Raw genomic sequence first — 15,740 nt, forward strand, 5'->3', positions numbered from 1 at the left:
ATATACAAAGTTGAATGGATTACGTGTACTAGCTACCCAAGCCGAGTTTTTGCTGCAGCGCTTTGCGCTGCTCGGGCGATAGTGTTGCCAGTTTTAATTGCGTCATGGCGATTTTTTCTAATTTTTGCGGATTGCTATGCTGCGCGCTTAACGCTGCTGCGAATTTCACTATGGTGGCATTATCAAACACCAAGGTCGGCTCAACATCCATCAGCAGTTGCTGCTTGATGCGCGTCACCAGTTTAATGGCCGCCAGTGAATGACCGCCAAGATCAAAGAAGCTTGCATCACAACTGACTTTGTCCACTTCAAGAATGTTTGCCAGCGCATCCGCTAACCATGTTTCTAATTGCGAGTTGGGCGCGACATAGTGGTGGGTTTGTAACTTTGCAACATCTGGCAGCTGGCTGCGATCAACCTTGCCATTCGCCAGCAGTGGCAACTGTTCAAGTGCCACAAAAAACTGTGGCACCATGGCTTCAGGTAGCTGTTCACGCAAACTGGTTTGAAGGTATTGGTTCACATCACCAGTCAATAAGCCCAAGGTTACCTCGCCTTGATAGCTAAATCCTGTCAGATAAGCCACTAACGCGGTTTGACCAGCCACCTTATGGGCGGTGACATAACAACCTACCGAAGTAAGACAGCGGCTCACAGCAGCGGCAACATCATTGGGCTCAACACGGAAACCGCGAATTTGCACCTGATCATCCTTACGGCCAGATAAGCTGATGCTGCCATCAGGCATATATCTGGCAACGTCGCCAGTAGGATATAAGCGCGGCGCCCACGGACTGTCAATGATGAAGCCGTCATTTTCACTTTTACTAAGATAACCACGGGCCAGCTGTGTGCCCGCAATATGTAACTCACCTTGCTCACCCATGGCACAAAGCGCCCCTTGCTCGTTCAGAATGTAAATTGAGGTACCTGAAAACGCCTTGCTCAACTTGGCAACAGTGCCCGAAAAACTGGTTAAGTCATGATATTGGTGAGACAACACGCCAACGGTCGCCTCAGTAGGGCCATAGTGATTATAGATTTCTGTGCTTGGGCTAAGTTGATGAATTTTTTGTAGTAAAGTCGGTGCACTCGCCTCTCCACCCAAAATTAATTTGTGCGGCAGTGCTTTGGGCTCAGCTTCCAATAACGCTTGCAGATGGGAAGGCACAATTTTCACCACCTCAACCTGATGCGCTGTGACAAATTGTGCAAAGGCCTGTCCTTCTCTGACTGCCTGTTCAGGCGCAACAATGAGGCTGCCCCCATTATAAAAAGCGTTAAACAAACAGGTGTTACCAATGTCCGCCGCCACGGTTGAGGTCAAGCCATAACGCTCAGCCCCCAAGTTAAGTGCCTCACTGGAACCAAAGCAGTAATGGGCCAATTGGCCATGCTCAATCACCACGCCTTTGGGGGTACCTGTGGAGCCTGAAGTAAACAACACATAGGCAGCTTGCTGCGCATTAGGTAAAGCAATGTTGTCCACGGCAGTCAGTTGTTCAGCCTCACTGAGTAGCGCCGCTAGACCTAAAGCCTGGTCACTGCTTTGCTCGCTAATATGGCACGAGGCGCCCGCCGCAGATATGATTTGCGCTTGGCGTGCTTCGGGCCACACCGGATCAACAGGACAATAAGCCGCGCCCAAACGTTGAATGGCTAAAATCACCAAAACTTGCTCGAAGCTGCGTGGCAAAGCCACAGTGACGATGTCATTACTGACTACGCCATTATTTTTCAGGACCTGGGCAATGTGCAACAAACGGTTATCTAATGCTACGTAATCAAGGTTTTGCTGCCCGTCGGTCAGTGCCAATACATTAGTTTGCTGCGCAAACTGCGTGATTTTATCAAATAGCAAAGGCACATCAGTGGCTGGGCGATTTAGCCCCAAGTGGCGCTGTTGCTCTTGCTCAGTCGCAATGGACAATGCACCAATTGGCGTGTGAAGCTGGTTACCCAAGTGCATCAACAGGTGTTGATACTGCGCTAGCAGTGCCTGTACGGCATCCGCACTGTAGGCTTGGCTATCATGATGCAGTGTTAGTTGCGCATCATCCTCTTGTAGCACACACATCAAATGTAGCTCACTGCCATCATCTAGACGTAGCAGCTGACCCTGCGCCTCACCGTGCCATACCTGCATCAGACAGCTCGGCGCGGTGTTTATGCCATATTGGGCATTGCCAGCAAAGGACTCAGCCCATTCAACATGCTGCTCATTTTGGAAGTCAAAGTGATTCAACCACGCACTGAGGGTTTGTGTGGGATTCACTTCAATGGCCAGCGGTAAATGCAATTGATATACACCCAGTGCCCCCTCAAGCTCTTCGCTGATCTGTCTGGCATCATAGCCAAGACCACCGACAAAGCCCTTATTTTGACTGATCCTAGCGAGCAATAACCACCACGTCGCCTGCAAAATGACATCACTTTCTAATTCAAGTTGCTCGGCCAAGTTATCGATGCGCTGCAATAACGATGAGTCCAAAGTGATCGCCAGACTTTGCTGAGTTTGCCTGTCACTGACCTCCGGCGCATTGCGATAAGGTAAGTGAAAATGCTTATCAAGCTGCTGTAATTGATTGCCCACTTGTTGCCAGTAAGCCGCCCCTTGAGCCGCTTCTGGCGCAGAATTTGTCTCTGTCACCCAGGCTAAAAAGTCCGGGTATTGGATCACCTCATCATCACACTCAGTGCCATGCACTAATCCATCAATATATTCATAAACACTGGCAATATCTAAGGCCAGCGCATTGGCATGGACCAATAAATAGGTTTGCTGCCGGGCCTCAAAATGACTTAATTGTATATTGTGTCCCTGCGCTGCATTTAAAGACACTGGGATCAGCTTTGCACGTTCTACCGCCGTTAAGTCCGCAGCAACATCTAGTGCTTCACAAACGGATGTAGCAGGTTCAGCAGGCATCTGATGGATCTCGCCTTGCCCCTCGATTTGCACAAATGCAAACTGCAAAATCAGCTGCTGCTGCGCAATCGCTGACGCTCGCTGGTTTATCACTGACACGCTTAAATCTGACGCGATCGGCACCAATACACTGTGCACTGCAGGTGTACTGTTTTCATGTGTTGAAAGATGTTGTTTTTGTTGAACACTCAGGCCAAGGCCCTGCGGATATGCATCAATATACTTTTGCATCATGCCAAATGTCTCTTGCAGTAAAGTTGGAGCCATTTGGCACACTGGGTTGCATCCAAACAGCCCATTATGAATTAACCAATAATGTGCTTACCCTAGTTATTCTCAGCCAATCTCATTGGCATAAGCAGTACGTTTCACGGCACCTTGCATTGGGCATTGTTTACCCACAATCTAGGGATGTCTTTTAATGACGAGCAAAGTAGGATTTTTTTTAAGGAAAACACGTAAGAATGTGGCTTTACTTGCCTATGCGCTGGCAAGAAGATGAAAAAGCCAAGATCACTTGGCGACCTTGGCTCTGGGTTAATATTAAAAATCAGCTTACTTTTTCAATTTACCAAATTTGGCAGACTTGCGTTTTTTAGCACCGCTACTGCGTTTAGGCTTAGGCAAGGCTTGCTCAGGGTGAGCTGCCAAGGTATCCAACAGACTCAACCACTGAGTGACCAAGGTCGCCATTTTATCTTTCAGGTAAAGGTCTGTTTTAAATACCAGATTACCACTGAACCCAGTTTCACTCGGCTCAATGAAAATGCCTGAGTCAAACTTACTGCTCACTTCACCACTTGGCAGCTCAGTGATCTCCATGCCGTCAACAGGCCAGCGTGGCTGTGGCGTATTTTGCATCACAAACAACTGCTGGAAGATTGGCGAGGTGCCCGCTTGACGCGGCGTATCCACCAATTGCATGATCCGCTCAAGCGTCAGCAGCTGGTGATCTTGCACCGCTAAAAATTGCTGCTGAACCTGCTTTGCCAAACTGATAAGACTCTCATCTGCACTGACTTTTACGCGCAGTGGCATCACCTTAATGAAATAGCCAATTAATGGCTCCAGCGAGAGTGTTTCTCGACCAGCCATGGGTGTGCCTACCACTAAGTCTTGCTGTCCCGTTTGCTGGCTCAAAAACGCCATATAACTGGCTTTTAACAAAGCAAATAAGGATACCTGATGCGCTTCGCTCAAGGCTTGTAATTGCGCGGCTGTATCAGCCTTAATATCAAAACGTACCTGCTCGCCTTGGCTGCTCGGTTTGTCAGGACGCGGGAAATGCAGCGGTAACGTGGAAACCTGTGGTGCTGCCTCAAGCTGTTGCTGCCAGAATGCGTGGTTTTGAGCCCCCTCTTCGGATGCTAAACGGGCATTTTGCCAGTGCGCATAATCTGCATATTGCACCTCTAGCGGCGCCATCGCTTCTACTAAACTGCTGTCTCCAAGCTGCTCGGCATAAAACACGCCAAGCTCTTGCACCAAGTTGGCAATTGACCACCCATCACTGACGATATGATGCATACTCACTAATAATTGATAGCTATCGGCCCCCAGTTGCAGCACTTTGGCGCGCATCAATGGTGCGGTGCTTAAATCAAAGCCTTGCTGCTCAAAGTCACGGCGAATTTGCATCGCCGTTTGCGCACACTCAACCTGCTCAACAGCAATGGTAAAGTTTACATTTTCAAGCACTTCACTGCGCGGCTCGCCTTCAACATTCACAAAGCGAGTACGTAGCACTTCATGGCGAGCAAGTAACTGATTAAATGCCAGCTCAAGAGCCTGAGTGTCTAGTTCACCACTGAGAGTTACGCCCCCCGCGATGTTATACGCAGCTTTATCCGCAGCATCACTCATTCTATCAGTCAGCCACAGACTTTGCTGCGCCGCAGACACTGGCATTCGCTGTGTGCGCTTGACAGGCACCAGTGCTAAACGTGCTGGCCCCTGCTCAGACTGCGCAGTCAGCTGGGCTAAAACCGCCAAATCTGGTGCATTGAAAATGTCTTTTACTGCAATGCCATAATCACCTAATTGGTTAATTCTAGGCACCAAACGCAGCGCACTGATGGAGTCCCCGCCCAATGCGAAGAAGTTATCGTGTCGACTCACTTGCGGGGTATTTAACAGTGATTGCCAAATCTGCGCTATCTGCTGTTCAAGACCCGCCTGTGGCGGCACAAATGCACCTTGTTCCGATACAAGTGTGAGTGTTGGTAAGCGTTTACGATCCACCTTGCCATTTTGATTGAGCGGCAACTGCGTCACAATTTCAATAGCTTGCGGGATCATATATTCAGGTAGTCGCTCGCGCAACGCAACTTGCAGCGCACTGCCAGTCAACTTATCACTGACCGCAAATGCGACTAATACAGGTTGCTCCTGCTGAGTTTGCACCAAAACAACCGCCTGTGCCACGCCATCGAGTGCACTAAGCTGCGCCTCAATCTCACCTAACTCAATACGGTGACCACGAATTTTAATCTGATCGTCAACACGGCCTAAGTATTCCAGCTGTGCCTGCGCATTCCAGCGCACTAAGTCGCCCGTGCGATATAGTCGCATGCCATTGTCGCTAAACGGGTTCGCCACAAAACGCTCGGCGGTTAAATCCGCTTGCTGCACATAACCTTCAGCTAAACAGCTGCCGCCGATATACAGCTCCCCCACAGCACCCTGTGGCAACAAGTTCAGGTCACTATCTAGCACATACACGTTTCGATTGCCGACCGGCTTACCAATGGGGACGTAACGACCATCAACAGAAGACTTGGCATCGCCTATCCACAACGTGGGTGTGACCACGGCTTCGGTTGGGCCATAGGCATTAACAAACTGCGCTTGTGGCAAGCTTTGCTGAGCCAATTTAAAGTCACCTTGATGCCAACCTTCACCACCGACAATACACAGGCGCACTGAGTCCAGCTTTGGCACATGACGCAAGTACGCTGGCGGTAAATCCACCACGGTGACTTGCCGAGCCTCTACGTACTCAACGAGTGCATCTGGGCCCATAGATTTCGGGTCAACCACACTTAATTGTGCACCACTTAGCAGTGGCATTAACAGCTGTTCCAGCGCTGCATCAAAGCCCATTGAGGCAAAGAGCAAAGCGTGATCGCCGACTTGATAGTGATAATACTGCTGCATGGCATAGCAATGATCTGCCAGCGCCTGATGCGAGACAGCCACGCCTTTTGGTAACCCTGTCGAGCCCGAAGTGAAAATCATATAGGCCGTTTGCTGCGGTAAAATGGTGTCGCCAAGTGCCGTTGCCGGATACACACTGAGCTTGGACTCATCCAGTGTATGGATAGGCACACCCGATAGTTCACTGGCAATATCATCACTTAGCAATAATCCAGCGCCACTTTGCTGTGCAATGTATTGCTGGCGTTCAAGAGGCAAACTTGGGTCAATTGGCACATATGTCGCACCAGACTTCAACACAGCTAAGGCTGCAACCACCATGTCAATGCCACGAGCAAAACGCACCGCCACAACTGGGGAAGATTGTGCGCACAGGTAATGTGCCAAACGATCACTTTGCGCTGCGAGCTGCTGATAACTCAATGCCGTGTCGGCAAATTTCAGTGCGCTATTATGCGGGTATTGTTTTGCCATCGCACTTAATTGCGACGTCAGCAAATTCGCCGCCGTGTGTGTTTGTCCCTGACTCAAAACATGCAACTGCGCTTGCTGTTCTTCTGGGAGCAGCACAAGATCAGCGATGCGCTGTGATTGCGTATCAACTAATGCGGTCAATACCGCATTAAGTGCACAAGCCAGTTCTGCTCGGCGTGCCGGACTAAAGCGTTCTTTGGCAAATTCAAATTCAATATTGGTAAGCCCGTCGCTGTTTTCATAACAGTTCAGTACCAATTCAAACTGAGCTTCACTGGCTGCAATAGATACGGGGCTCACGTCTAACTGAGGCAGTGCAAGCAGCGCTTCCCCATCGACGCGTTGATGGTTGATCATCACTTGGAACAACGGCTGTTCAAGATCACGATCTAAATCAAGGCTATCTAATAGTTGCTCAAATGGTAAATCTTGGTGCGCTTGTGCGCCCAATAAGTGGGTTTTCACCTGATCAAGCGCATCACTCAATAACACATCCCCTGAGAGATGCGTGGTGATCACTTGGGTATTCACAAAGAAGCCAACCAGAGATTCAGTGCCCGCGTTATGACGGTTGGCAATCGGCATGCCCACACGAATGGTTGATTGCCCGCTGTAGCGATGTAACAACACCTTCAGAGCCGTCATTAAGACATTAAACAAACTGGTGTTATTGGCTTTAGCATAGTCAGCCAAGGCTGTTTTTAGTCCATCATCTAGCTGAATTTGCTCTGTAATCGCTAGATAGCGACTTTGCTGCGTCGCTATGTCGCTTGGTAGACGCAGCGCAGATAAGTCATCACCAATGACGCTATGCCAATAGCTGAGCTGCTCAGCTTTCACCTCATCGTTTAACCAAGCCCGCTGCCACTGTGCATAATCGCTATAGCGCACGCTTGCGGTATCGACTAGTGGCGTATTATCAGAGCGCGCATCGCGATATGCCTTAGCAAAATCGTCAATAATGATCTGTAATGACCACGCATCTGAGATAATGTGGTGCATCACAACCACCAGTTCATGCTGTGTATCGCTGTGCTTTATCAGACCAACTCTGAACAGGTTGCCTTGGGTCAATACAAAGGGCTGTGCCACAAAATCCGCCCGCCATGCCGTGCTGTCCGTACCATTGGAGGCATCAAACTCGTGATAGGCACATTGGCCAATCGGTGCGATATATTGCGATACCTGCGCGTCTTTATCTTCAACATACACGGTACGCAGTGCATCATGTCGATTGCTGACAAAGTCCAACGCACTTTGCAGTGCCTCTGTATTGAGCGTCCCTTGCAGCATCAAACCGCCTTTAATGTGATACGCACTGCTCTGTGGTGATAGCTTCCACAAGAACCACTGACGCTGCTCGGCAAATGACAGCCCAGAATACCTCTGTGCCTGACGCTGTAGCACTGGCTTGGCACTGGCTTCATTGCCATCAATCAACACCGCTAATTGGGCAAGACTGCCCGTACTCAGTAGCTGAGGGAGTTCAAAATTAAGCCCTGATTGGTTACCTTGGCTCGCCACACTCAGTGCTTTAATAGAATCTCCACCTAGGGCAAAGAAGTTATCCTCTCGGCCCACTTGCTCTGCGCCTAATACAGATTGCCAAATAGTGGCTAAGCGCGACTCAGTCTCTGTCTGCGGGGCAACGTACGCCTGTGTTTCTTGCCACTGTGGTGCTGGTAATGCTTTTCTATCGATTTTGCCATTGCTGTTATGTGGCATTTCATCCAACGTCATCACCAGTGCAGGCACCATGTAATCAGGTAGCCACTGGGCGATGGTGGTTTTAATCATTTCGCTATCGAGTGCTTTACCAGACACATAGCCAACCAACTGCGTTGCGCCCGTGCTGTTGTCATCAACAACCACCGCTTCATTGACTCCGTCACAGCGATACAGCTGCGCCTCAATGTCACCCAACTCAATACGGTAACCACGGATCTTCACTTGATGATCCGTACGGCCTAAATATTCAAGCTGACCAGCTTGGTTCCAACGCACCAGATCGCCAGTGCGATATAAACGGCTGCCATCATCCGCAAACGGGTTTGCCACAAAGCGCTCAGCGCTGAGTTCAGGGCGAGATAAATAACCACGGGCAAGACCGAGACCGGCAATATAGAGCTCACCGGCCACCTGCTGTGGACACAGGTTTAACTGGTTATCTAGCACATAAAGTTGAGTATTTAAGGTGGCATCGCCTAAATGTACTGGTGCCTGTGTCACGTGATAGCAACTTGACCAAATGGTGGTTTCGGTTGGGCCATACATATTCCAAAGTTGAACGCCGCTCTGTGCCAGATCCGCCACCAACTCAGCAGGCAGGGCTTCACCGCCACACAGGGCTCGCTTACCTTGCACTTGCGTTAATAAATCAAGCTCTAACAAGCTGCGCCAACCTGCTGGGGTGGCTTGTATTAAGTCTTGCTCGGCCAATAACGCAGCGCTCAGCGTCGATGCATTTTGTGCCACCGTAACCGTACCACCACTTATCAGCGGTAGATAAATTTCTAGCCCAGAGATATCGAATGACAACGAGGTTAATGCCAATGCATTAAGCGCACGCTCCAAGCCCAGTTGCTGCTGCATACCCAGTAAGAAGTTAACCAGGTTGCCGTGACTGATCGCCACGCCTTTTGGCAAACCTGTGGAGCCTGAAGTATAAAGGGTGTACACCAGTTGATGGTGATGGCGCTGCACATTAAGGTTGCCCTCGTCATATGATGTCAGTGGCAGATCTGTGACGTTTAAACAGGTCACATCTTCAGTATAGGATACCTTTGAGTTAGTAAGTGCAAACTTTGCACCGCTGTGCTGACAAATATAATCGCGGCGCTCTTCTGGTAGCTCTACCGCGATCGGCACATACACGCCACCCGCTTTGCTCACCGCCAGTATCGCGACAATCATCTCAATACCGCGGGTCATGCTGATTGCCACTGGCATCTCTGTGCTCAGCCCAGCTGCAAGCAGCGCCTGCGCCAATTGATTTGCACGACCATTCAGTGCGTTATAGCTGAGCTGCTCACCTTGCTCGTTTTGCACCGCAATAGCTTGAGGCGTTTGCTTTGCCTGTGCTTCAAACATTGCCAATGCATCGCTGCTCGGCAGGGTTTGTGATTTACCAATACCGAGCTGCTTCACTTGTGCTTGCGTGGCATCATCGAGCAATTGAATGTGCCCAAGTGGCTGTTCAACTTGTGATTGCAGTGCGTCAAGTAGACGCGCCAAGTTATTCGCGAGATACGCCACAAATTCAGCGCTTAAACGCCAACCTTGGTACGCAAAGTTAATGGTCAGCCCCTGCGCTGTTTCGACAAATACCGTCAGTGGATAGTTGGTTTCTTCACGGTTTTCAACCAAAGAAAACTTTGCTCCGTCCAACTCATTGGCACCTAATGTCTCTGAAATTGGATAGTTTTCAAAAATGAGTAAGCTGTCAAACAGACCTTGCTGATCAAAGCTCACTTGTCCGTCCGCCAATTTTTGAACTTGATACAAAGGCGTATGCTCAAATTCACGGCTTTGCATACTGTCTTGCTGACAGGTTTTGAGCCACTGTCCCACAATTTGCTCATTGTCGAGGGTGCTTATCACCGGCAATGTATTGATAAACAAGCCGACCGTGCTGTCACTACCGACTAAATCAGCGGGTCGACCTGAGGTTGTTGCACCAAAGCACACCGCCGATTTATTTAACATGCGGCTCAGTAGCAATGACCACGCACCTTGCAGCACGGTATTAACCGTGATCTCTTGCTGCTGTGCAAAGGCTTGTAACTGTGCCGCTTGTGGTTCATCAAGCTGCAATGTGTGCTGCGCATACCCTAACTGGCTGTCCAAGGCATCGCGGTTTTGCAGTTCAGTCAGATAAGAGGCGTCATTTAACTGTGCAAGTCGGCTTTGCCAATACGCATCGCCCGCCGCTTCATCTTGTTTGGCAAGATATGCCAAATAATCTTGATACTGACCAACGGGCTGCGGCAATGCTTTCCCTTGGTACGCCATCATGACTTCAGCCAGCACCGCGGTGCTGCTCCAGCCATCCAATAACATGTGATGGTAAGTCCAAATGAAGTGATGCTGTTGCGCCGATTGCTGTACCAAGGTGAACGACATTAAGCCCACCTCTTCGGTCACCGCAAAACCTGTATCTAAAATTGTGCGGGCCAGTTTATCGGTTGATTTTTCAGGCTCAGCTTGCCAATCCAATTCATCAAATACGATTTGATGGTCATGGATGACACACTGTAAAGGCTGTTGCGTCCCAGAGATAAAGCCTGTGCGCAAGGCATCATGTCGCGCCACCACTTGCTGCCATGCTACCTTAAAACGCGTGACATCCAAGCCGCTGATATCCAGCCTTAATTGATTCAGATACGCAGCACTTTGCTCAATCATGGAGTGGAACATCATGCCTTGCTGCATCGCAGACAGCGGATAAATGCTCGACACCGACGACGGGGCAATCGGCAGTGCATCTAACTCACTTTGAGATAGACTCAGCAATGGCACATCCGTAGGTGTTAATCGCACTTCAGCCTCAAGGCAATGGTTAATAACCTCACTGAGTGCCTGCTCAAAATACTGCGCAAATTCAGCCATGTCCGATGATAATAACCGTGCACCACTGTAGCTGATGGCTAACTGTAACTGGCTGTTTTGAATCGCGCCATTAATAGCAATATCGGCGCTGAGCGGGTTTTGTGCAGCAATACTGCTGCCGACGCCGTCTGTACTCATCTGCCAATCGGCTAACTGCGCATTGCTGTTGGCATCTAGCTGACCTAGATAATTAAATTCAATTTGCGGCTTACGCTCTGTGCGCAGCACCTGCTGCTGTGCTTCACTGCCATAATATTTAAATGCGCCATACCCGATGCCTTTATTGGGTAGCGCACGTAAACGCTCTTTGGTGCTGATAATGGTCTGTGCCAAATCATCACCGTAACTTAACTTCACCGGATACAGTGACGTGAACCAACCCACTGTGCGGCTTAAATCCAATTGCGACTGCCACGGTTCACGGCCATGCCCTTCTAAGAATACCTGTGCGTCGGTGCTGCCTGTCCACTGCTTCAATGCGACACACAGAGCAGCCAACAGCAGTTCATCAATATGCGTACGATATGGGCGTGATGCCTGTGATAGTAAGGCTTGAGTATGTGACTCGCTCAACTTAACTTGCAAAGTTTCTGCACTGGCGATGGTCGCATCGCCCTCTGCCACATAGTTAGGTAACTCAAGGGCATCACACTGCTGGTTTTGCCACAGGGCAAACTCATTGACGTGAGCACTCGGGTAGGCTTGCAACTGCTGCGCCCAATATTGATAGCTGTGGCTTTTTGGGGGTAGTGCAATTGCCTTTCCCGCAATAGCCAATTCAATGCCTTGCAATAAGTCATCCACTAAAACACGCCAAGAGACACCATCAATCACCAAGTGATGGGCAATTAAGATCAAGGCTTGTCGGCGCTCACTGTGGACATATAAAACCCGCAGCGAGTCAGCGCGCTGAATGCTTAAACTGGCTTGTGCCTGCTCAGTGGCATTGAGTAAATACGTATCAAATTCGCTGTCTGTGGTTTGCTGATACCAAACCACTTCGCGGTAATTCGCTTCATCGTACTCACGATACGCTTGTTGCCATGACCCTTGATGTTGAAATTGCAAACGCAGGCTGTCGTGATGCTTGATCAGCATTTGTACACTGTCGTTCAACTGTGCCAAGCCTAAGGGCGCGGGTGGCGTCAAGCGAATAGCTTGGTTCCAATGATCAATTTGACTGGGCTGTCTGGTAAAAAACGTGTGTTGAATCGGCAGTAATGGCGCGTCGCCGCTCACCACTTGCGGGATTTTATCTGCTTCGCTCAACTCGCTCAGCGCTTTAGCCAACTGAGCGATGGTTGGTGCTTCAAATACTTGCTTGGCGCTCAGTGCAAAGCCATGCTGGCGCATCGCTGACACAATTTGCAAGCTCAGAATTGAATCTCCCCCCAAAGCAAAAAAGTTGTCATCACGGCCAATTGGGCTTTGCCCTAGTACCTGCTGCCATGTCTGGCACAGTAATGTTTCTCGCTCCCCTTGCGGTGCTTGATAGGCGCGCTGAGTTTGCAACTTAGGTTCAGGTAATGCTTTGCGATCCACTTTACCATTGCTGCTCAGCGGCAATGCATCCAGTACCATGATGCTGCTTGGCACCATGTAATCGGGCAAGGCATCGCTTAAGCCCTGCTGTAAACGGCTTTCATCCAAAGACGACCCACTGACATAGGCTGCTAATCTCGCGCCGCCATTAGGGCCACTGACTGCCACCACCACAGCCTCTTTTACGCCATCTTGGGCAAACAATTGCGTCTCTATTTCACCCAGCTCAATACGCAAACCACGGATCTTCACCTGATGATCAGTTCGACCAAGATATTCAAGTTCTCCCAGCTCACTCCAACGCACTAAGTCACCACTGCGATATAAACGACTACCGTCATTGGCAAACGGATTGGCAACAAAGCGCTCCGCACTGAGATCAGGACGATTTGCATAACCACGTGCAAGACCAACACCGCCAATGTATAGCTCACCCACAGCGCCAATTGGGCTCAGGTTCAGTTGCTGATCCAACACCCACAGCTCACACCCAGCGATCGGCTTACCGATTGGCACCGCTTTGTCTGCGCGGCCATCACATTCGTAATAGCTGACATCAATGGCCGCTTCCGTTGGGCCATACAGATTGTGGATTTCCAGTTGCGGTAACAGCTTAATCGTATCGGCTTGCAAAGCCGCAGGCAGCGCTTCACCGCTACAAATAATATGCTTAATGCTGGTACATTTATGTGCCAGTGGCTCACTGATAAAGGCTTGTAACATCGAGGGCACAAAGTGCAATAAGGTCACCTGCTGGGCTTGAATAAGCTCAGCAAGCTCACGGGGCTCTTTGTGAATTTCCGGCTCAGCCACCACCAAGGTTGCGCCGCGCATCAACGGCCAGAAGAATTCCCACACAGAGACATCAAAGCCATATGGCGTTTTTTGTAATACGTGATCTTGACTGCCAATCGGATAGGCATGGTCCTGCCAGCTGATCCGGTTGTACAAAGCATGGTGGTGATTCACCACCCCTTTTGGTTTGCCCGTTGAGCCTGAGGTATAAATCACATAAGCCGCTTGCTGCGGCAAAATAGTGACATTTGGATAGTCACCACGGTGCGTCTCTAATTGCTCTGACAACGCTGACCAAGCAAAATACGGTACGTTAAACTGCTGATTATCGCGATTTCCCAGCACCAATTTAAAGGTGCTATTTTGCGCAATGTATTCAACGCGATCAGCAGGTAAGTTGGGGTCCAATGGTACGTAGGCCGCGCCACTTTTCATCACTCCGATAAGCGCAATCACCATTTCGAAACTGCGGTCAAAATACACCCCAATTTGATCTTCCGCGCCAATGCCTTGGGCAATTAGCCAATGTGCCAACTGATTGGTGCGCTGTTCAAACTGCGCGTAACTCATATGCACACCGGCAAAGATCAATGCACTTTGCTCTGGTGTTTTTTGGGCTTGCGCACTGATGATGTCGGCAATAGAGTCTTGCCATTCAAATGCTGACTCGCCATTTGAAAACGACTCCAAGCTCTGCTGTCTGTGCGCTGGATACCAATCTAAATATTGTAATGGTGATGCAGGATGTAAAGAGACCGCACTGAGCAGCGCAGCGAGTTCATCTAAACAATGCTTGGCAAATGCTTCACTGTATAAGGTGTTGGCATAGTAAAGGTGCAGTGAGGTATCACCGCTGACTTCTTCAATCACATCCAATTGCAAATCAAAAGGCATCGAAAAGCGCAGCGCTTGAGTATCTTTGAGCGTTACTCCTTGCAGCGAGTCCATCGCACCTTTGTCACGCTTTAAATAATTAAACATCACCTGAAACAGCGGGTGACTCCCAGTGCTGCGAGGCGGTTTAATGGCATCGAGCAGATGCTCAAAAGGTAAATCTTGGTTGGCCTGTGCAAACTGCGAGAACGACTTGGCTTTATCCAGTAACGCCGAAAAACTGTCTTGTGGCGCCACTTCCAAGCGCACCACTTGGGTATTAATGAAAAAGCCAATTAACCCGTGCGTTTGCGCATGATGGCGATTGGCAATGGGCACGCCCACTTTGACATCATGTTGGTCGCTATAGCGATGCAATAAATATTGAAACGCACTGAGCAGCACCAAATACGGCGTCACTTGGTGCTGTTTGGTCAGAGCCTGCACTTGCTGCCATAAATCGCTGGGCAGCGTCATCGATTGGGTCGTGATGGGGTAGTTGCCGCCTTGTCTTGCCAAGCTGTTTGCAGGTAGGCGCAGGGGTTCAAAATCGTCGCCAAGCGCCGCTTGCCAGTCTGTTAATTGCTTGTCTAGCAATGCAGTGTGATCTTGCTGTGCAAGCCACAAAGCATAATCTAAATAATCGGCTTGCGGCGTCAGTTCAGGTAAACTCTGATGACTTTGCAACAGTGCATACGCTTGAATAAATTCATTAAATAGCTGCTGCATCGACGTGCCATCAGTCACAATGTGGTGCATCACTACCAGCAAAGTGCACTCACCCGAAGATTCAAGCAGTGCCACACGCAGCAGAGGTTCTGCGGTTAAATCAAAAGGCTGGTCGGCAATCTCAAATGCCTGTTGCACGGTATCAGCTTGGCTGGGCACATCAATAAAAGTGAAGGCATTATCCGCTTGCAACTGCTGAACCGCGGTGCCCGCTTCCTCACTGAAACGGCTATTTAAAATACCGTGCTTTGCCACCAAGTGCGCAAAGCTTGCTTGTACCCAGGCTTTATTTAACTGGCCTTGAAAAGACAAGGTGCCCGCTAAGTTATACACACTGTCTGCTGGGTCTAACTGCCACGCAGTCCAAAGTCGTTGCTGAGCCGGTGTTAATGGCACTTTAGCGCTTCTATCTTCGCGTACCGTTAACTGATTTTGCTTGGCTCTAGATTGACTGTCGGCCAATTTGGCTTTGAGTTTTAATTGCTGTTCTTCAGTTAATGCGCCACCGCGCTCGCGTCTTCTTCTGCGCTTTTGCTCGCTCATGCTGATCCCACCTGGCTATCGATTGTTATGCACTGCTGTGTGTCGGTCGAGATAAAAAACAAAATATTGCTTTGCCTATACTCAACCACAT

The 15,740-nt window shown here is 49.6% G+C and carries 2 protein-coding genes; both read right to left on the reverse strand.

Annotated elements, in window-relative coordinates:
- Positions 1-28: 28 nt before the first annotated feature.
- Positions 29-3,196, reverse strand: coding sequence for a non-ribosomal peptide synthetase (locus S4054249_RS19830; protein WP_052960854.1), 3,168 nt, complete (start codon positions 3,194-3,196; stop codon positions 29-31).
- Positions 3,197-3,484: 288 nt separating this feature from the next.
- The gene (locus S4054249_RS19835; protein ID WP_046354583.1) at positions 3,485-15,649 is read right to left on the reverse strand and encodes an amino acid adenylation domain-containing protein; all 12,165 of its coding nucleotides are present in this window, start codon (positions 15,647-15,649) and stop codon (positions 3,485-3,487) included.
- Positions 15,650-15,740: the final 91 nt, after the last annotated feature.

The organism is Pseudoalteromonas luteoviolacea (assembly GCF_001750165.1).
GTDB lineage: Bacteria > Pseudomonadota > Gammaproteobacteria > Enterobacterales > Alteromonadaceae > Pseudoalteromonas > Pseudoalteromonas luteoviolacea_G.

What these genes read in the sequence shown, in the direction of transcription:
- S4054249_RS19830 (WP_052960854.1), bottom strand. Translation starts at nt 3,196, where the DNA reads ATGGCTCCAACTTTACTGCAAGAGACATTTGGCATGATGCAAAAGTAT.
- S4054249_RS19835 (WP_046354583.1), bottom strand. Translation starts at nt 15,649, where the DNA reads ATGAGCGAGCAAAAGCGCAGAAGAAGACGCGAGCGCGGTGGCGCATTA.